At 57.9% G+C, this 19,770-nt stretch carries 15 protein-coding genes and 1 tRNA gene; 15 read left to right on the forward strand and 1 reads right to left on the reverse strand.

What is annotated here, in order from left to right; translation table 11 throughout:
* Nucleotides 1-199 precede the first annotated feature (199 nt).
* On the reverse strand, nt 200-1,039 hold the full coding sequence (locus MUY21_RS15560; protein WP_248411210.1) for a class I SAM-dependent methyltransferase: 840 nt from the start codon (nt 1,037-1,039) through the stop codon (nt 200-202).
* 132 nt (nt 1,040-1,171) lie between these two features.
* On the opposite strand from MUY21_RS15560, the gene MUY21_RS15565 reads away from it, so the two are divergent.
* The 15 genes from MUY21_RS15565 to MUY21_RS15635 all read left to right on the forward strand — a co-directional run.
* Nucleotides 1,172-1,247: transfer RNA gene (locus MUY21_RS15565), tRNA-Trp, on the forward strand.
* 130 nt (nt 1,248-1,377) lie between these two features.
* The gene (gene secE / locus MUY21_RS15570) at nt 1,378-1,569 is read left to right on the forward strand and encodes a preprotein translocase subunit SecE (RefSeq protein ID WP_191287655.1); all 192 of its coding nucleotides are present in this window, start codon (nt 1,378-1,380) and stop codon (nt 1,567-1,569) included.
* 153 nt (nt 1,570-1,722) lie between these two features.
* The gene (nusG, locus tag MUY21_RS15575) at nt 1,723-2,256 is read left to right on the forward strand and encodes a transcription termination/antitermination protein NusG (RefSeq protein ID WP_191287654.1); all 534 of its coding nucleotides are present in this window, start codon (nt 1,723-1,725) and stop codon (nt 2,254-2,256) included.
* A gap of 119 nt (nt 2,257-2,375) precedes the next feature.
* Nucleotides 2,376-2,801 (forward strand): 50S ribosomal protein L11, encoded by a 426-nt coding sequence (gene rplK, locus MUY21_RS15580; RefSeq protein ID WP_248411211.1) that lies wholly within the window; start codon nt 2,376-2,378, stop codon nt 2,799-2,801.
* A gap of 1 nt (nt 2,802) precedes the next feature.
* Entirely contained in the window at nt 2,803-3,501 is a 699-nt protein-coding gene (rplA, locus tag MUY21_RS15585) for a 50S ribosomal protein L1 (protein WP_248411212.1), read from the forward strand.
* Nucleotides 3,502-3,636: 135 nt separating this feature from the next.
* Nucleotides 3,637-5,241 (forward strand): glycosyltransferase family 2 protein, encoded by a 1,605-nt coding sequence (locus tag MUY21_RS15590; RefSeq protein WP_248411213.1) that lies wholly within the window; start codon nt 3,637-3,639, stop codon nt 5,239-5,241.
* Between the two features lie 400 nt (nt 5,242-5,641).
* Nucleotides 5,642-6,154, forward strand: a complete 513-nt coding sequence (gene rplJ, locus MUY21_RS15595) for a 50S ribosomal protein L10 (RefSeq protein WP_248411214.1) — start codon at nt 5,642-5,644, stop codon at nt 6,152-6,154.
* A 69-nt stretch (nt 6,155-6,223) separates the two neighbouring features.
* On the forward strand, nt 6,224-6,601 hold the full coding sequence (rplL, locus tag MUY21_RS15600; protein ID WP_191287651.1) for a 50S ribosomal protein L7/L12: 378 nt from the start codon (nt 6,224-6,226) through the stop codon (nt 6,599-6,601).
* Nucleotides 6,602-6,846: 245 nt separating this feature from the next.
* On the forward strand, nt 6,847-10,983 hold the full coding sequence (gene rpoB, locus MUY21_RS15605; RefSeq protein WP_248411217.1) for a DNA-directed RNA polymerase subunit beta: 4,137 nt from the start codon (nt 6,847-6,849) through the stop codon (nt 10,981-10,983).
* Between the two features lie 50 nt (nt 10,984-11,033).
* Nucleotides 11,034-15,290, forward strand: coding sequence for a DNA-directed RNA polymerase subunit beta' (gene rpoC, locus MUY21_RS15610; protein WP_248411215.1), 4,257 nt, complete (start codon nt 11,034-11,036; stop codon nt 15,288-15,290).
* Between the two features lie 152 nt (nt 15,291-15,442).
* Nucleotides 15,443-16,336: a DMT family transporter gene (locus MUY21_RS15615; protein ID WP_248411216.1), complete on the forward strand. Its 894-nt coding sequence runs from the start codon at nt 15,443-15,445 to the stop codon at nt 16,334-16,336.
* Between the two features lie 289 nt (nt 16,337-16,625).
* Entirely contained in the window at nt 16,626-16,997 is a 372-nt protein-coding gene (gene rpsL / locus MUY21_RS15620; protein WP_191287647.1) for a 30S ribosomal protein S12, read from the forward strand.
* A 12-nt stretch (nt 16,998-17,009) separates the two neighbouring features.
* Nucleotides 17,010-17,480 (forward strand): 30S ribosomal protein S7, encoded by a 471-nt coding sequence (gene rpsG, locus MUY21_RS15625; protein WP_191287646.1) that lies wholly within the window; start codon nt 17,010-17,012, stop codon nt 17,478-17,480.
* A 21-nt stretch (nt 17,481-17,501) separates the two neighbouring features.
* On the forward strand, nt 17,502-19,619 hold the full coding sequence (gene fusA / locus MUY21_RS15630; protein ID WP_191287645.1) for an elongation factor G: 2,118 nt from the start codon (nt 17,502-17,504) through the stop codon (nt 19,617-19,619).
* 57 nt (nt 19,620-19,676) lie between these two features.
* The coding region (locus MUY21_RS15635; protein ID WP_002583150.1) for a GTP-binding protein at nt 19,677-19,770 on the forward strand (94 nt) is incomplete at its 3' end.

A 19,770-nucleotide genomic window follows, 5' to 3' on the forward strand; every position in this document is an offset into this window, starting at 1 on the left:
TCACCGCCAAACCTAGTAAGCAGCTCAATTCTCTCAATACGATTAAAATTAAAAAAACCGCCGCCGAGCAGAAATGCCGGCGGCGGTTCTGCGTTTGGACGCCAATATTTCCGCTCGAAGAGGCAAAGGCTTCGCCACAAGGTGGTGGGCAATCCTATCGCAGCCAGACCGAAAGCCCGGAAGGTGGCATGTCGCGCCGCTATTTGTCGGGATCGACCATCCGATACCCCGTCCGCACCCCCGGATTGGCCCTGATCGCCCGTTTCATCCGATAGATACGCTGTTTCTTGCGCCAACTACGGGCCAATGGCTGAACCTCGGTCAGGTGGTCATGCAGGGCATCGTCATCCAGCCCGCTGACCTTGCCGGCAGTCAGCGCCGCCTCATTTATTTGGCGGATGTTCTGGAAGATCACGGTGTCATCCGGGCAGAAGGCCACCGGTCGGAACCAGTCTTGCATCAGGTGCATTTGCACTGGGATCCAGGGCAGGCGCCAGTGGAAGTAATCCTGCTGCACCACCAGAGATTGCCCGGGAATGAGATACGGAAAAAACCGTTCCGCGATGCCATCCGCGGTCTCGGTCGATTTTGCGGCGTCCATGACCAGAAGTTCGATCGGCGACCCATCCCAGGTTTTTGTGAGAATGTCGCCTCGATGCAAGGTGACGCGATCTTCCCATGGTTCCAGAAGATCGCGGGCCAGCCAATAGATGTCGGTCCCGTCGAAGGGGGGAATGCCTTTGCGGTAAAGCTCCTGCGCCTTGGTGCGGTCGTCCGCCTTGAAGCGGTCATAGGCGTGGATCCAGTGGCGTTTGCCTGCATCCACATGCCCGTCGGCAAGGCGCGCGGTCGATCCGCCCACAAAACAGCCCAAATCGACCACCGCCCCGATGTCCTGCGTCCAATGCGAGGTCAGCCAGTAATAGAGTTTCTGCTCGCGTTTCGACAGCATGGTCGGCACGCTCATCGCGTGTTCCATCTCGACCCGGTCGATGTTGCGCCAGGGGGCGGCCTTGAAATCGCTTACATCCCGTACCATCTTCATCCCGTGTTATCGCATCACCTGACAGGTAAACAGTCGTAGATTTAAGAGCGGGTTGCTTTCTTTGACGTTTGTCACCGAAATCGCTTGAAAACCTGCGCGCCTTGCCGTAATCCGACCCTCGGTCCTAGGGGTATAGCTCAGTTGGTAGAGCGACGGTCTCCAAAACCGTAGGTCGCGGGTTCGAACCCTGCTGCCCCTGCCATTTTCAACGTATCCATGACCGCAATCGCGCCATTTCGCCTTTATTGGCGGGTTGAAAAGCGGACGAGACTTGAAAACCCCGCGCGCATTGCGTAATTGACCGCCTGATACATGAAAGGTTGAGAAACAAGATGACCAATCCGCTGCAATTCATCCAGCAGGTGCGCGCCGAGGTGTCCAAGGTGACATGGCCGACCCGCCGCGAGGTGCTTCTGACCACGGGGATGGTCTTTGTGCTGGCCGCGTTGACGGCGCTGTTCTTCTCGTTGGTTGATCTGGGGATCCGCAGCGGACTGGCCGCTGTGCTTGGTCTGTTTGGCTGAGTTTGCGCCTGACCCCTTGAAATGAACACGTTTCAGGGGTAGGTCGGGCCACACTTCGGGACGGGCGTGTGGCGATTCGAGTTGCACGCCGATTTTTTGTTCCCGAGAACGGAATTTGAATGGCCCGCAGGGCGCAAGAAGGCAGAGGCTGAAATGGCGAAACGGTGGTATTCGGTGAGCGTGCTCTCGAACTTCGAAAAGAAGATTGCCGAACAGATCAAGACCTCGGTCGAAGAAAAGGGTTTGGGCGATGAGATCGACGAGGTTCTGGTCCCCACCGAAGAGGTGATCGAGGTTCGTCGCGGCAAGAAAGTGACCACTGAGCGCCGGTTCATGCCCGGATACGTGCTGGTGCATATGGAGATGTCGGACGAAGGATATCACCTGATCACCTCGATCAACCGCGTGACCGGGTTCCTTGGTCCGCAAGGTCGCCCGATGCCGATGCGTGACGCCGAAGTGAACGCCATCCTGAACCGGGTTGAAGAAGGTGTTGAAGCACCGCGCACCCTGATCCACTTCGAAGTGGGCGAGAAGGTCGCCGTGACAGACGGACCGTTCGAAGGCTTCGACGGGATGGTCGAGGATGTGGATGACGACAACCAGCGCCTGAAGGTGACGGTGTCGATCTTTGGCCGGGCCACCCCGGTCGAACTGGAATACACGCAGGTCACGAAACAGACCTGACGTGTCAGCCGCCCAAACGGGCGGGCGTGGGAGGGGCAGGGATCGCGATCCCCAACCCAGACCACGACAATGAAAGGCAAAGGGACGCGTCCCCGCGCTGTTGTTAAAGGAGAAGCCAAATGGCTAAGAAAGTCGCTGGCACGATGAAGCTGCAGGTTCCTGCAGGTCAAGCCAACCCCAGCCCGCCCGTCGGCCCTGCCCTGGGTCAGCGCGGCATCAACATCATGGAATTCTGCAAGGCGTTCAACGCCAAGACGCAGGAAATGGAGCCCGGTGCGCCGTGCCCGACTGTGATCACCTATTATCAGGACAAGTCCTTCACCATGGACATCAAGACGCCGCCTGCGTCGTATTTCCTGAAAAAGGCCGCCAAGCTGAAATCGGGCGCCAACAAGCCCGGCCATGAAACCGCTGGCACGGTGACCGCCGCTCAGGTGAAAGAGATCGCCGAAGCGAAAATGAAAGATCTGAACGCGAATGACGTCGAAGCTGCGATGTTGATCGTTCTGGGCTCTGCCCGTTCCATGGGCATCGAGGTGAAGTAAGATGGCGAAACTGGGTAAACGCACCAAAGCCGCACGCGAAGCATTCGCCGGCAAAGAAAACGTTTCGATCGAAGAGGCCGTGGCGCTGGTCAAGAACAACGCCAAGGCCAAGTTCGATGAAACCATCGAAATCGCCATGTCGCTGGGTGTCGACACGCGCCACGCCGACCAGATGGTCCGCGGCGTCGTCGGCCTGCCGAACGGCACGGGGAAGACCATGCGCGTCGCCGTGTTCGCACGCGGCCCGAAAGCCGAGGAAGCTCAGGCCGCCGGTGCAGACATCGTTGGCGCCGAAGATCTGATGGAAACGATCCAGGGCGGCAAGATCGAGTTTGATCGCTGCATTGCCACCCCGGACATGATGCCGATCGTTGGTCGACTGGGCAAAGTGCTTGGCCCGCGCAACCTGATGCCGAACCCGAAGGTCGGCACGGTCACCATGGACGTCAAGGAAGCTGTCGAAGCCGCCAAGGGTGGTGAAGTTCAGTTCAAGGCGGAAAAGGGTGGCGTGGTTCACGCAGGCCTGGGCAAAGCGTCGTTCGACGAAAACAAGCTGGTCGAAAACGTGCGTGCGTTTGTTGACGCCGTGCAAAAGGCCAAGCCGACCGGCGCCAAAGGCACCTATATGAAGAAGATCGCGCTCAGCTCGACCATGGGTCCGGGCGTCACCATCTCGGTGGACAGCGCGACCGGGAACTGATCCGGTTCCTGAAAGTCTCTATGGAAAGGCGGACCAATCGGTCCGCCTTTTTCTTTGATATGTGCCATGCGCGAGCGAGGACGATGGGATGACATGCCCGCAAGGGGCCGATAACGTGCCGCAAGGAATTGTCGCGTGAAAGGTGTCGCAGTGCCAGACAGCAGAAAAGTGCTTTTCTCAGCGGTGAAGAACGAAGCGCCCTTCATCCTTGAGTGGATCGCGTATCACAGGGTGATCGGATTTGACCGGATCATCATCTGTTCGAATGATTGCGATGACGGCACGGACGAGATCCTTTCGTCCTTGGCCCGACATGGCATTGTCGAACATCTGACCCATGAGGTGCCGATTGGTGTTTCGCCGCAGCTGCAAGCCGCACAGCGCGTGTCCGAGGCGGCGCTGATCGCGGATGGTGACTGGGTTCTATGGCTGGATGGCGACGAGTTCTTGAATGTCCGCACCGGGACGCGGGACGTCGCATCGCTGGTCGCAGCGCTGGGGGGCAGGAAAGGGATCTTGATCAACTGGCGACTCTTCGGTGATTCCGGGCAGATACCGTTTGCTGGAAGGCTGATTTCGAACGATTTTACGATGTGTTCGAAGCGCAAGAATGCCGAAAACTGTTCGATCAAGACCCTGTTTCGTCAAGGTGATGGAATCGTCGGGTTTCAGGAAAAAGGGGTGCACCGCCCCAAAATTGATCCGACGTCGGGATTGACGCATTCGGATTTTCTGAATGGTAAGGGAAACCCCTTGTCGAAAAGTTATGCCAAGCACAAACGCTGGCTTGCCGGTCAGGACATCGGTCATGACGCGAAGGTTCTGGACGAGGAAGCGGGCTTCGGTCTGGCGCAGATCAACCACTATGTCACGCGCACGCCTGAAATGTTCTGGCTGAAACAGCTGAGGGGAAGGGGCTGGGCACCGAAACGTGCGGATGGCGCGAACAACAGGCACACGGCGGCAAACTACGCTGCAATGAACCACAATGAAACCAGAGATGAGTCAATCCTGTTCTGGGAAAATCAGACAACAGATGAGATTGCCAGTTTGCTGTCTCTGGACGGGGTGGCCGAGGCTCTGCGCCTTGCAAACGACATCATTGCGGATCGGCTTTCAGATTTTCGGCACAGCACCTTTGCAGCTCAGGTGCTAAAGACACCGGAGTTCGAGCTGACCTTGCCCACGGACGAGGCAAACCTTGTGCGAGATGAGTATTCGAAAGCATCCTCGATCCTTGAATATGGGTCGGGGGGCTCGACATTCATTGCGGCTGCGGTTCCGGGGTGTCGGACAGTGACGGTCGAAAGTGACTGGAACTGGTCAGCCACGATGCGCAAGGCGCTGTATCGGACAAATGCGGATAAGAATGTGACCGTTCATTGGGTCGACATTGGTCCAACCGGACCGTGGGGGCGGCCAAAGTCCGATACAGCTTGGGCCAATTACCCGAAATACGCGCTCGAGGTTTGGGATCTTCCCGACTTTGTCGCCCCCGATGTCGTACTGATCGACGGGCGGTTTCGCGTGGCGTGTTTTCTAGCATGTTTGTTCAGGTGCAAAAAGCCGACACGGATTCTGTGGGATGATTACGTCGGGCGCGAGAATTACTATTTTGCCGAAAGATACCTGAAGCCGTCCCGACAGGTGGGGCGTATGGCGGTGTTTGACATAGAGCCGACGGACGTGCCCGCAGATAAGCTGCTTGAGATCGTCTCGTTGTTCTCGGATATGGAATAAAGGCGGGGCTTCACCGCCATTGCCAATCGTGATAAAGATTGTGGCAACAGTCGGAGCGCGTGGTCTGCTTTGCCATGCAGATATCTTCCGATTAGGGGTTGGAAATCCCCGGCAAACATCCTAAGTAACCCTTGCAGATCAGCGTGCGATTCGTCGTGCGCTGTTTTGCATTTCGTCCGAGACGGTGGGTGACGCTGGTGGGCCAAGCTGAAAAGCGACTGCGCGCAAGGGTCATAATTCCTGCCTGAGATGGGAAATGAACAAAAGAATTCTCGTGGCCGCTTGGCCTTGGGGCGATTTTGCGAAGGACCCGTATCACGGACCCGATTGCCGGGTTTTCTCTGAAAATCTGGTGAAATAAGAGCCGGAGGGTCTGACCCTCCATACTTGGAGTAAAACTGTGGATAGAGCCCAGAAAGAGAAAGTGGTCGAGGAACTCGGCCAGATCTTCGAAAGCTCTGGCGTCGTAGTGGTTGCCCACTACGCGGGTCTCACGGTTGCCGAGATGCAGGACCTGCGTTCGCAAATGCGCGAAGCTGGCGGGTCGGTGCGTGTTGCCAAGAACAAGCTCGCCAAAATCGCCCTGGAAGACAAGCCGGCCGCTTCTATCGCCGACCTTCTTTCGGGCATGACCGTTCTTGCCTATTCCGAAGATGCTGTGGCTGCGGCCAAGGTCATGGAAGGCTACGCCAAGACCAACGACAAGCTCGTTATTCTTGGTGGTGCCATGGGTGAAACGGCGCTGGATACGGCCGGTGTCAAAGCTGTTGCCGCTATGCCGTCGCGTGACGAGCTTATTGCTTCGATCGTCGGCTGCATTGGCGCACCCGCTTCGAACATCGCCGGTGCCATTGGCGCGCCTGCTTCGAACATCGCATCCATCTTGTCCACGATCGAGGACAAGGCTGCATAAGCAATCTGAGCCCCGTGTAGCGGATGACCGCCTCACGTTGGAACACATCTAATAACGGAAAGAAGTCAAATGGCTGATCTGAAAAAACTGGCTGAAGAGATCGTGGGTCTGACCCTTCTCGAAGCACAAGAACTGAAAACCATCCTGAAGGACGAATATGGCATCGAGCCCGCTGCTGGCGGCGCTGTCATGATGGCCGGTCCTGCTGGTGGCGACGCTGGTGCGGCTGCCGAGGAAAAAACCGAGTTCGACGTCGTTCTGAAGAACGCCGGCGCCTCGAAAATCAACGTCATCAAAGAAGTTCGCGGCATCACCGGTCTTGGCCTGAAAGAAGCCAAGGAACTGGTCGAAGCTGGCGGCAAGATCAAAGAAGGCGTGGACAAAGCTGAAGCAGAAGACATCAAAGGCAAGCTGGAAGCAGCTGGCGCCGAAGTCGAGCTGGCCTAAGCCCTGCGCTTTTGGGCCGGTTCAGGCCCATGAATATGGCTGGGCCCGGAGAAATCCGGGTCCAGCCGAACCTGTCTTGAAGAGGGCCTGATTGGTCGGGCGTTCTTCTGGGAAAGGTTCAATGGATCGGGAGGAAACCCTTGGGCGGGTTTCCGGGAATTGGTTCGAACCCCCAATCTCGGACGAGGCGTCGCCGGTGACCCGACGGTCGGCGCATCAGTTGAGAAATGAAAGGTAATTACCTTATGGCGCAGACCTATCTTGGCCAGAAACGCTTGCGTAAGTACTACGGCAAAATCCGTGAAGTGCTTGAGATGCCGAACCTGATCGAGGTTCAGAAAAGCTCGTATGACCTGTTCCTGAACTCCGGTGATCAGCCGCAGCCGATGGACGGCGAAGGCATCAACGCTGTTTTCCAGTCGGTGTTCCCGATCAAGGATTTCAATGAAACCGCTATTCTGGAATTCGTGAAATACGAGCTGGAAGAGCCGAAATTCGACGTGGAAGAATGCCAGCAGCGCGACCTGACCTATTCGGCGCCGCTGAAGGTGACTCTGCGTCTGATCGTGTTCGATGTGGACGAAGATACCGGCGCCAAGTCGGTCAAGGACATCAAGGAACAAGACGTGTTCATGGGCGACATGCCCCTGATGACGCCCAATGGCACCTTTGTCGTGAACGGCACCGAGCGTGTGATCGTGTCCCAGATGCACCGCTCGCCCGGTGTGTTCTTTGATCACGACAAGGGCAAGACACATTCGTCCGGCAAGCTGCTGTTTGCCTGCCGCATCATTCCCTATCGCGGGTCGTGGCTGGATTTCGAATTTGACGCCAAGGACATTGTGTTCGCGCGCATCGACCGCCGCCGCAAGCTGCCGGTGACGACCCTGCTTTATGCATTGGGTCTGGATCAGGAAGGCATCATGGATGCCTATTACGACACGGTTCAGTACAAGCTGAAGAAGAACAAGGGTTGGGTTACCAAGTTCTTCCCCGAGCGTGTCGCTGGCACCCGCCCGACGATGGACCTGATCAACGCTAAGACCGGCGAAGTGATCGCCGAGGCCGGCAAGAAGATCACGCCGCGTGCGGTCAAGAAACTGATGGAAGACGGCAAGGACATCGACCTGCTGGTGCCGTTCGATTCGATCGTGGGTCGGTATGTCGCCAAGGACATCATCAACGAAGACACCGGCGCGATTTATGTCGAAGCCGGTGATGAACTGACGCTTGAGCACGACAAGGATGGCGAGTTGATCGGCGGGTCGCTGAAAGAACTGCTGGATGCGGGCATCACCGACATTCCGGTTCTGGACATCGACAACGTCAACGTCGGCCCCTACATCCGCAACACCATGGCAGCGGACAAGAACATGGGCCGCGACACCGCGCTGATGGACATCTATCGCGTCATGCGTCCGGGTGAACCGCCCACCGTCGAAGCCGCTTCGGCCCTGTTCGACACGTTGTTCTTTGACAGCGAGCGGTACGACCTGTCTGCCGTTGGCCGTGTGAAGATGAACATGCGTCTCAACCTGGACGCCGAGGATACTCAGCGCACCTTGCGCCGCGAGGACATCGTGGCTTGTATCAAGGCGCTGGTCGAACTGCGCGACGGCAAGGGCGACATCGACGATATCGACCACCTGGGCAACCGTCGTGTGCGCTCGGTCGGTGAGTTGATGGAAAACCAGTATCGCGTCGGCCTTCTGCGCATGGAACGCGCGATCAAGGAACGCATGTCCTCGGTCGAGATCGACACTGTGATGCCGCAGGACCTGATCAACGCGAAACCGGCTGCTGCCGCAGTGCGCGAGTTCTTTGGCTCGTCGCAACTGTCGCAGTTCATGGACCAAACCAACCCTCTGTCGGAAGTCACCCACAAACGCCGCCTGTCGGCGCTTGGGCCGGGCGGTCTGACACGTGAACGCGCGGGCTTCGAGGTGCGCGACGTGCACCCCACCCACTATGGCCGCATGTGTCCGATTGAGACGCCGGAAGGGCCGAACATTGGTCTGATCAACTCGCTGGCAACCTTCGCCCGCGTGAACAAATACGGCTTCATCGAAACGCCCTATCGCAAGGTTGTGGAAGGCAAGGTCACTGACGAAGTGAACTATATGTCCGCCACCGAAGAGATGCGTCACACCGTGGCGCAGGCCAACGCGCATCTGGACGAAAACGGCCGTTTTGAAAACGATCTGGTGAACACCCGTCAGTCGGGCGAATACACGATGGCGCAGCGTGAAAGCGTTGACCTGATCGACGTGTCGCCCAAGCAGCTGGTCTCGGTTGCGGCTTCGCTTATTCCGTTCCTGGAAAACGACGACGCCAACCGCGCCCTGATGGGGTCGAACATGCAACGTCAGGCCGTTCCGCTTCTGCGGGCCGAGGCGCCGTATGTCGGCACCGGTATCGAAGGCAAAGTGGCCATCGATTCGGGCGCGGCCATTCAAGCCAAGCGTGGCGGTGTGATCGACCAGGTTGACGCAACGCGTATCGTTGTGCGCGCCACGGAAGACCTTGGTCTGGGTGACGCGGGCGTTGACATCTATCGTCTGCGCAAGTTCCAGCGTTCGAACCAGAACACCTGCATCAACCAACGTCCGTTGGTGAAAGTGGGTCAGAAGGTTTCGAAAGACGAAGTCATCGCCGATGGCCCGTCGACCGATATGGGCGAACTGGCTCTGGGTAAAAACGTGGTCGTCGCGTTCATGCCGTGGAATGGCTACAACTACGAAGACTCGATCCTGATTTCCGAGCGTATTGCGCGCGATGACGTCTTCACTTCGGTCCATATCGAAGAATTCGAAGTCGCTGCCCGTGACACCAAGCTTGGGCCGGAAGAGATCACCCGCGACATTCCGAACGTCGGTGAAGAAGCGCTGCGCAACCTCGACGAGGCGGGCATCGTTTACATCGGTGCGGATGTTGAGCCGGGCGATATTCTGGTCGGTAAGATCACACCGAAGGGCGAAAGCCCGATGACGCCGGAAGAAAAGCTTCTGCGCGCCATCTTTGGTGAGAAAGCATCGGACGTTCGCGATACCTCGCTTCGCGTGAAGCCGGGTGATTTCGGGACTGTCGTTGAAGTGCGCGTCTTTAACCGCCATGGTGTGGAAAAAGACGAACGTGCGCTGCAGATCGAACGGGAAGAGGTCGAAAGCCTTGCCCGTGACCGTGATGACGAGTTGCACATTCTGGAGCGTAACATCTATGCGCGCCTGCGCAGCATGATCGAAGGCAAAGTTGCGGTGAAGGGGCCGAAGGGCGTCAAGGCCGGATCGAAAATCACCGACGAGCTTCTGGAAAGCCTGAGCCGCGGCCAGTGGTGGCAGCTTGCGCTGGAAGACGAAGATGATGCCAAGATCGTCGAAGCCCTGAACGAGCAATTCGAAGCGCAGAAACGCGCCTTGGATGCCCGCTTCGAAGACAAGGTCGAAAAGGTGCGTCGTGGTGATGACCTGCCGCCGGGTGTGATGAAGATGGTCAAAGTCTTCGTTGCCGTGAAGCGTAAGCTTCAGCCGGGCGACAAGATGGCCGGTCGTCACGGGAACAAAGGTGTTATTTCCAAGGTTGTTCCGATGGAAGACATGCCGTTCCTGGCCGACGGGACACCTGTCGACTTCTGTCTGAACCCGCTGGGCGTGCCGTCGCGGATGAACGTCGGTCAGATTCTGGAAACCCATATGGGTTGGGCCGCGCGCGGTCTGGGTCTGAATATCGACGAGGCCTTGGGTGAATACCGCCGTTCCGGCGATCTGACCCCGGTGCGCGAAGCCATGCGCATCGCCTATGGCGACGATGTCTATGAAGAAGGCATTGCTGGCATGGACGAAGATGCACTGGTCGATGCGGCATCGAACGTGACCAATGGTGTGCCGATTGCGACGCCCGTCTTTGACGGCGCGAAAGAGGCTGACGTGAACGACTCGCTGACGCGGGCTGGGTTCGACACCTCGGGCCAATCGATTCTGTTCGATGGTCGCACCGGCGAGCAGTTCTCGCGCCCCGTTACCGTGGGTGTGAAATACCTGCTGAAACTGCACCACCTTGTGGACGATAAAATCCACGCGCGTTCGACCGGTCCGTACTCGCTTGTCACACAGCAGCCGCTGGGTGGTAAGGCGCAGTTCGGTGGCCAGCGCTTCGGTGAGATGGAGGTCTGGGCCTTGGAAGCATATGGCGCGGCTTACACGCTGCAAGAGATGCTGACGGTGAAATCGGATGACGTTGCTGGCCGGACGAAAGTCTATGAAAGCATCGTGAAGGGCGAGGACAATTTTGAGGCCGGCGTGCCGGAATCGTTCAACGTGCTTGTCAAAGAAGTCCGCGGCCTTGGCCTTAATATGGAACTCCTGGATGCGGAGGGCGAGGAGTAGGGCGCCCGCCTTACCCCTCCCACCCAATCCTCTGATGTAAGGAACGCAAAATGAACCAGGAACTGACAACCAACCCGTTCAACCCGCTGGCGGCCCCCAAGACCTTTGACGAAATCAAAGTGTCGCTGGCCAGCCCGGAACGGATTCTTTCGTGGTCGTATGGCGAGATCAAGAAGCCCGAGACCATCAACTATCGCACGTTCAAGCCCGAGCGTGACGGCCTGTTCTGCGCCCGTATCTTTGGCCCGGTCAAAGATTACGAATGTCTGTGCGGCAAATATAAGCGCATGAAGTATCGCGGCGTTGTCTGCGAGAAATGTGGTGTGGAAGTTACCCTTCAGAAAGTGCGCCGCGAGCGTATGGGCCATATCGAACTGGCCGCGCCAGTTGCACATATCTGGTTCCTCAAGTCGCTGCCGTCGCGCATCGGCCTGATGCTGGATATGACTCTGCGTGATCTGGAACGCATCCTGTATTTCGAAAACTACGTTGTGATCGAACCGGGACTGACGGACCTTCATTACGGTCAACTGATGACCGAAGAAGAGTTCATGGACGCCCAGGACACCTATGGCATGGACGCCTTCACCGCCAATATCGGTGCTGAAGCGATCCGCGAAATGCTGTCGGCGATTGATCTGGAAGCCGAAGCCGAGCAGCTGCGTGCTGATCTGGCGGAAGCCACGGGTGAGTTGAAGCCCAAGAAGATCATCAAGCGTCTGAAAATCGTTGAATCGTTCATTGAATCGGGCAACCGCCCGGAATGGATGATCATGACCGTGATCCCGGTTATCCCGCCCGAGCTGCGCCCGCTGGTGCCGCTGGATGGTGGCCGTTTCGCGACCTCGGATCTGAACGATCTGTATCGCCGCGTGATCAACCGGAACAACCGTTTGAAGCGCCTAATCGAACTGCGCGCGCCTGATATCATCGTCCGCAACGAAAAGCGGATGTTGCAGGAATCCGTTGATGCGCTGTTTGACAACGGCCGTCGCGGCCGCGTGATCACAGGTGCCAACAAGCGCCCGCTGAAATCGCTGTCCGACATGCTGAAGGGTAAGCAAGGTCGCTTCCGTCAGAACCTTTTGGGGAAACGCGTCGACTTCTCGGGTCGGTCGGTCATTGTGACCGGGCCTGAGCTGAAGCTGCACCAATGTGGTCTGCCGAAGAAGATGGCGTTGGAGCTGTTCAAGCCGTTCATCTATTCGCGTCTTGAAGCCAAAGGGCTGTCCTCCACTGTGAAGCAAGCCAAGAAACTGGTGGAAAAAGAGCGTCCCGAAGTTTGGGATATTCTGGACGAAGTGATCCGCGAACACCCGGTCATGCTGAACCGTGCGCCGACGCTGCACCGTCTTGGCATTCAGGCGTTTGAACCGGTTCTGATCGAAGGCAAGGCCATCCAGCTTCACCCGCTCGTTTGTTCGGCCTTTAACGCCGACTTCGACGGTGACCAGATGGCTGTGCATGTGCCGTTGTCGCTGGAAGCCCAGTTGGAAGCGCGTGTTCTGATGATGTCGACGAACAACGTTCTGTCGCCCGCCAACGGCGCGCCGATCATCGTGCCGTCGCAGGACATGATCCTTGGTCTGTATTACATCACCATGGAACGTGAGGGCATGAAGGGCGAAGGCATGATCTTCTCCGATGTGGACGAAGTTCAGCATGCTCTGGACGCTGGCGAGGTGCATCTGCACGCCAAGGTTCAGGCCCGCATCAAGCAGATCGACGAGGAAGGCAACGAAGTTTACAAACGCTTTGAAACCACTCCCGGTCGCATCCGTCTTGGCGCGCTTCTGCCCTTGAACGCGAAAGCGCCGTTTGAACTGGTGAACCGTCTTCTGCGGAAGAAAGAGGTGCAGCAGGTCATCGACACCGTCTATCGCTATTGCGGTCAGAAGGAATCGGTCATCTTCTGTGACCAGATCATGTCGATGGGCTTCAAGGAAGCGTTCAAGGCCGGCATCTCGTTCGGTAAGGACGACATGGTCATCCCGGACAGCAAGTGGCCGATCGTGGATGAAACCCGCGAGCAGGTGAAAGGGTTCGAACAGCAATATATGGACGGCCTCATCACGCTGGGCGAGAAGTACAACAAGGTGGTCGATGCCTGGTCGAAATGTAACGACAAGGTCACCGACGCCATGATGGACACGATCTCGTCCAACAAGCGGGACGAGAATGGTGCCGAAGCGGAACCGAACTCGGTCTACATGATGGCCCACTCCGGTGCGCGTGGTTCTGTCACGCAGATGAAACAGCTGGGCGGCATGCGCGGCCTGATGGCGAAACCTTCGGGCGAGATCATCGAAACGCCGATCATCTCGAACTTCAAAGAAGGTCTGACCGTGCTTGAGTACTTCAACTCGACCCACGGTGCCCGTAAGGGCCTGTCGGATACGGCTTTGAAAACCGCGAACTCGGGTTATCTGACCCGTCGTCTGGTCGACGTGGCGCAGGACTGCATCGTGCGCATGGTCGATTGCGGCACCGAAAACTCGATCACCGCGGAAGCGGCGGTCAATGACGGTGAAGTCGTCGCCTCGCTGGGCGAACGTGTTCTGGGTCGTGTGGCGGCCGAGGATGTTCTGGTTCCGGGCACCGAAGAGGTGATCGTCGCCAAGAACGAATTGATCGACGAACGCAAGGCGGACGAGATCGAAGCCTCGGGCGTGGCGACTGTGCGGATGCGCAGCCCGCTGACTTGTGAAGCCGAAGAAGGCGTTTGCGCCAACTGCTACGGTCGCGATCTGGCCCGTGGCACGCGCGTGAACGTCGGCGAGGCTGTCGGCATCATCGCCGCGCAGTCGATCGGTGAACCGGGCACGCAGCTGACGATGCGGACCTTCCACATCGGCGGTGTTGCCCAGGGTGGTCAGCAATCGTTCCAGGAAGCCAACCAGGACGGCAAGGTGGAATACCGCAATGCCAACATTCTGGAAAACCGTGATGGCGAGATCGTTGTCATGGGGCGGAACATGGTTCTGGCCATCATCGACGACAACGGGGTCGAGCGTGCGGCGTTCAAACTCGGTTACGGCTCGAAACTGCACGTCAAGGATGGCGCAAAGGTCGCGCGTGGTGACAAGCTGTTCGAATGGGATCCGTACACGCTTCCGATGATTGCCGAAAAGGACGGGACGGTGAAATTCGTCGACCTGATCAGCGGCATTTCGGTGCGGGACGAAACCGATGATGCAACTGGCATGACGCAGAAGATCGTGTCCGATTGGCGTTCGGCGCCGAAAGGCAACGAACTGAAGCCGGAAGTGATCATGGTCGGTGAAGATGGTGAACCGGTGCGCAACGAAGCCGGAAACCCCGTCACCTATACCATGTCGGTGGATGCCATTCTGTCGGTCGAGGACGGTCAGGCGGTGAAAGCCGGTGACGTGGTTGCGCGTATTCCGCGCGAAGGCGCCAAGACCAAGGACATCACCGGTGGTCTGCCGCGTGTGGCCGAATTGTTCGAAGCGCGTCGCCCGAAAGATCACGCGATTATCGCTGAAATCGATGGTTACGTGCGCTTTGGCCGCGACTACAAGAACAAGCGTCGCATCTCGATCGAGCCTGCGGATGAAAGCCTGGAGCCGGTGGAATACATGGTGCCCAAGGGCAAGCACATTCCGGTGGCGGAAGGGGACTTCATCCAGAAGGGTGAATACCTGATGGACGGCAACCCCGCGCCGCATGACATCCTGTCTATCATGGGTGTCGAGGCGCTGGCGGACTACATGATCGACGAAGTTCAGGACGTGTATCGCCTGCAAGGTGTGAAAATCAACGACAAGCACATCGAGGTGATCGTTCGCCAGATGCTGCAGAAGTGGGAGATCCTCGACAGCGGCGAAACCACGCTTTTGAAAGGCGAGCATGTGGACAAGGCCGAATTTGATGCAGCCAATGAAAAGGCAGCAGCAGAAGGTCGTCGTCTGGCTTCGGGCGAGCCGATCCTGTTGGGGATCACCAAGGCAAGCTTGCAGACCCGTTCGTTCATCTCGGCGGCGTCGTTCCAGGAAACCACCCGCGTTCTGACCGAGGCATCGGTTCAGGGCAAGCGTGACAAGCTGGTTGGCCTGAAAGAGAACGTGATCGTCGGACGCCTGATCCCGGCGGGTACGGGCGGGGCCACGCAACGCGTGCGGTCTATTGCGCAAGCCCGCGATATGAAGGTGATCGAGGAAGCCCGCGCCGAAGCCGAAAAGGCTGCCGCACTGGCCGCTCCGGCCGAGGACGTGTTTGGCGACGCGTCTGACGTCGATAATGGTCTGGTGGACACGCCCGAGTTCGACGGGTCGGAACAGCCCTGATCCATACCGATATGAGTTTCGGAAAGCCCCGCCATCTGGCGGGGCTTTTCGTTTGCATGGGGCAGGGGCAGTGACTAGGGTGCGTGCGTCGCAGGTGGCTCAAAGACGCGGCCAGTCGCGCCCCTCACGCATTGACCAAGATGGATTGTTGGATGTCCGTTTCAGACAACATGAAAGGTGCGGCATTGATGGCCGGTTCGATGGCCGGGTACACCTTCAACGACGCCTGCATGAAGGCGCTGGCTGGTGACATCCCGCTGTCGCAGGCGGTGTTTCTGCGCGGCGTTCTGACCTGTTTGTTGCTGTATGGTTTGGGGCTGGCGCTGCGGTCGCTGACGTTTCGGCTCAGCCGTCGGGAATGGAAGCTGATGCTTCTGCGGTCGTTTGCAGAAATGGGGGCGACCTATTGTTTCCTGAGCGCATTGTTCAACATGCCGATCGCCAATGTCACCGCCGTTTTGCAGGCCTTGCCCTTAACCATCGCGTTGGCAGCATGGGCTTTTCTGGGCGAGCCTTTGGGTTGGCGACGCCTGTCTGCCATTCTGCTTGGCTTTGTTGGTGTGGTCTTGATCGTCAAACCCGGCGGCGACGGGTTTACGCTTTGGTCCGTTTACGCGCTGCTCGCGGTTGGGTTCATCACACTGCGCGATCTTGTTGTCCGAAAGATGTCACCGTCAACGCCGTCGATGACCGTGGCCCTGGTGGCGTCCGTTGCGATTACGGTGTCCTTTGGCGTTGCGTCACTTGGCGTTGACTGGGCGCCTGTTCCGCCAAGAAGCGGGGGATTTCTGGTCTTGTCCGCCGTGTTTATCTTCATGGGATATCTATTTTCGGTGATGGTGATGCGCGTAGGCGATATCGGGTTTATCGCGCCGTTCAGATACACCGGCCTGATCTGGGCTTTGATCATAGGGCTGATCTTTTTCGGTGAATGGCCAGATGGCTGGACGCTTGTCGGTGCCGGCATCGTGGTGGCCACCGGCCTGTTCACCCTGTTGCGCGAACGACAGTTGATGCGTCGCACCCGGGCAAGGCGGATCGCCTGAACCCCGATCCTTCGAACGCCCCGGCAAAGTCATGGCCAGCGGTTGACAGAGGGCCCGACTCCCCATATACGCCCCCCATCCAGCCGGGTCTTGCCCGGCACCATCAGAATTGAGGGATCAAGGTCGGCGCTACTTTGAAGCACTGATCCTCTGTGAACCAACCGCGTCGCTTGCCTCGGAATGGAAGCGATCGCGGATTTTCGCTTTGCAGACGTGCTGGGCGAGGAAATGCAAACCGCACGGGGACACTCGTGCAAACACATGTGTTGAGAAACGGGAAAAGAGCCCTATGCCAACGATCCAACAGCTGATCCGCAAACCGCGCCAGCCTAAAGTAAAGCGCTCCAAGTCGATGCACCTGGAGTCCTGTCCGCAAAAACGTGGCGTTTGCACGCGCGTTTATACAACCACACCGAAAAAGCCGAACTCGGCCATGCGGAAAGTCGCCAAGGTGCGTCTGACCAATGGGTACGAGGTCATCAGCTATATCGGCGGTGAAAGCCACAACCTTCAGGAACACTCGGTGGTTCTGATCCGCGGCGGTCGTGTAAAAGACCTTCCGGGTGTGCGTTATCACATCGTTCGCGGTGTTCTGGATACCCAGGGCGTCAAAGACCGTAAGCAACGTCGTTCGAAATACGGCGCCAAGCGTCCGAAGTAAGGAGATCCGGGAATGTCTCGTCGTCACGCCGCAGAAAAGCGCGAAATCCTGCCCGACGCCAAATTTGGCGATCGTGTGCTGAGCAAGTTCATGAACAACCTGATGATCGACGGCAAGAAGTCGGTCGCAGAAAAAATCGTCTATAACGCGCTGGATCGCGTTGAAGACAAGATCAAGCGTGCCCCCGTGGAAGTGTTCCACGAGGCGCTGGACAACATCAAACCGTCGGTCGAGGTTCGCTCGCGTCGTGTTGGTGGTGCCACCTATCAGGTGCCGGTCGAAGTGCGCCCCGAGCGTCGTGAAGCCTTGGCGATCCGCTGGCTGATCACCGCCGCCCGCAACCGCAACGAAAACACCATGGAAGAACGCCTTGCTGGCGAACTTCTGGATGCTGTGAACTCGCGCGGGACTGCCGTCAAGAAACGCGAAGACACCCACAAGATGGCCGACGCCAACAAAGCGTTCAGCCATTATCGCTGGTAAAGCCAAGGAAGGAAGACAACCATGGCACGCGACTATCCTCTCGACCGTTATCGCAACTTCGGCATCATGGCGCATATCGATGCAGGGAAAACCACCTGCTCGGAACGCATCCTGTTCTACACCGGCAAAAACCACACCATGGGGGAAACCCACGATGGTGCCGGCACGATGGACTGGATGGAGCAAGAGCAGGAGCGGGGCATCACGATCACCTCTGCTGCGACCACAACGTTCTGGGAACGCACCGAAGACGGTCAATCGCCTGATTCTGAGAAGCACCGCCTGAACATCATCGACACCCCCGGCCACGTGGACTTCACCATTGAAGTCGAACGTTCGCTGGCCGTGCTTGACGGCGCCGTTTGTGTGCTGGACGCCAACGCCGGTGTCGAGCCGCAAACCGAAACCGTGTGGCGTCAGGCTGACCGCTACAAGGTGCCGCGCGTCGTGTTCGTCAACAAGATGGACAAGATCGGCGCTGACTTCTTCAACTGCGTCCGCATGATCGAAGACCGTACCGGCGCCCGCGCCGTTCCCGTTGGTGTGCCGATCGGGGCCGAAAACGAGCTGGAAGGCCTGATCGACCTGGTCACCATGGAAGAATGGCTGTGGAAGGGCGATGACCTTGGTGCATCCTGGGTGAAAGCTCCGGTTCGCGACAGTCTGAAGGACATGGCCGAAGAATGGCGTGGCAAGATGATCGAAGCGGCCGTCGAAGAAGACGACGACGCGATGATGGAGTACCTGGAAGGTAATGAACCTGACGTGCCGACCCTGCGCAAACTGCTGCGCAAGGGCACGCTGGCGCTGCATTTCGTTCCGGTTCTTGGCGGTTCGGCCTTCAAGAACAAAGGTGTTCAGCCGCTTTTGAACGCCGTGATCGACTATCTGCCCAGCCCGCTGGACGTTGTCGATTACATGGGCTTCAAACCCGGTGACGAAACCGAGACTCGTAACATTGCCCGCCGCGCGGATGATGACATGGCGTTCTCGGGCCTCGCGTTCAAGATCATGAACGACCCCTTCGTTGGCACGCTGACCTTTACCCGCATCTATTCGGGTGTCCTGAACAAGGGCGACACGCTTTTGAACTCGACCAAGGGCAAGAAAGAGCGCGTCGGCCGGATGATGATGATGCACTCGAACGAACGTGAGGAGATCACGGAAGCGTTCGCAGGCGACATCATCGCGCTGGCTGGTCTGAAAGACACCACCACAGGTGACACGCTGTGCGCCGTCAACGACCCGGTGGTTCTGGAAACCATGACCTTCCCCGATCCGGTGATCGAAATCGCGGTCGAGCCGAAAACCAAGGCTGACCAAGAGAAGATGAGCCAGGGTCTGGCGCGTCTGGCTGCCGAAGACCCGTCGTTCCGTGTGGAAACCGACATTGAAAGCGGTCAGACCATCATGAAGGGCATGGGCGAACTTCACCTGGATATTCTGGTGGATCGTCTGAAGCGTGAATTCAAGGTGGAAGCCAACATCGGTGCCCCGCAGGTTGCCTATCGCGAGACCATCTCGAAAGAGGTCGAGCATACCTACACCCACAAGAAACAGTCGGGTGGGTCGGGTCAGTACGCCGAGGTGAAGATGATCATCTCGCCGACCGAAGCTGGCGAAGGTTATTCGTTCGAAAGCCGCATCGTTGGTGGTGCTGTTCCGAAAGAATACATCCCTGGCGTTGAAAAAGGCATCAACTCGGTCATGGACAGCGGCCCCCTGGCTGGCTTCCCCGTGATCGACTTCAAGGTAGCCCTTGTCGACGGTAAGTTCCACGATGTTGACTCGTCGGTTCTGGCCTTCGAAATCGCAGCACGCATGTGTATGCGCGAAGGGATGCGTCTGGCCGGTGCCAAGCTGCTTGAGCCGATCATGAAAGTGGAAGTGATCACGCCCGAGGAATACACCGGTGGCATCATCGGTGATCTGACCTCGCGTCGTGGTCAGGTGTCGGGTCAGGAGCCGCGCGGCAACGCGATTGCGATTGACGCGAACGTTCCGCTGGCGAACATGTTTGGCTACATCAACACGCTGCGCTCGATGTCTTCGGGCCGTGCGCAGTTCACGATGCAGTTCTCGCATTACGATCCGGTTCCGCAGAACATCTCGGACGAAATTCAGGCGAAATTCGCCTAATTGAACAAGCCGGGCAGGGATGACCTTGCCCGGCGCTCAGATAAACAGGAGGCCATCATGGCTAAGGAAAAGTTTGAACGCTCCAAACCGCACGTCAACATCGGCACGATTGGCCACGTTGACCACGGCAAGACGACGCTGACCGCTGCGA

It is taken from the genome of Aliiroseovarius sp. S2029 (genome assembly GCF_023195575.1).
Lineage (GTDB): Bacteria > Pseudomonadota > Alphaproteobacteria > Rhodobacterales > Rhodobacteraceae > Aliiroseovarius > Aliiroseovarius zhejiangensis.

Coding starts and splice junctions, on each gene's coding strand:
- rplA (WP_248411212.1), top strand. CDS start 2,803: ATGGCGAAACTGGGTAAACGCACCAAAGCCGCACGCGAAGCATTCGCC.
- rpsG (WP_191287646.1), top strand. CDS start 17,010: ATGTCTCGTCGTCACGCCGCAGAAAAGCGCGAAATCCTGCCCGACGCC.
- fusA (WP_191287645.1), top strand. CDS start 17,502: ATGGCACGCGACTATCCTCTCGACCGTTATCGCAACTTCGGCATCATG.
- secE (WP_191287655.1), top strand. CDS start 1,378: ATGACCAATCCGCTGCAATTCATCCAGCAGGTGCGCGCCGAGGTGTCC.
- rpsL (WP_191287647.1), top strand. CDS start 16,626: ATGCCAACGATCCAACAGCTGATCCGCAAACCGCGCCAGCCTAAAGTA.
- rpoC (WP_248411215.1), top strand. CDS start 11,034: ATGAACCAGGAACTGACAACCAACCCGTTCAACCCGCTGGCGGCCCCC.
- rpoB (WP_248411217.1), top strand. CDS start 6,847: ATGGCGCAGACCTATCTTGGCCAGAAACGCTTGCGTAAGTACTACGGC.
- rplK (WP_248411211.1), top strand. CDS start 2,376: ATGGCTAAGAAAGTCGCTGGCACGATGAAGCTGCAGGTTCCTGCAGGT.
- rplL (WP_191287651.1), top strand. CDS start 6,224: ATGGCTGATCTGAAAAAACTGGCTGAAGAGATCGTGGGTCTGACCCTT.
- nusG (WP_191287654.1), top strand. CDS start 1,723: ATGGCGAAACGGTGGTATTCGGTGAGCGTGCTCTCGAACTTCGAAAAG.
- MUY21_RS15560 (WP_248411210.1), bottom strand. CDS start 1,039: ATGGTACGGGATGTAAGCGATTTCAAGGCCGCCCCCTGGCGCAACATC.
- MUY21_RS15615 (WP_248411216.1), top strand. CDS start 15,443: ATGTCCGTTTCAGACAACATGAAAGGTGCGGCATTGATGGCCGGTTCG.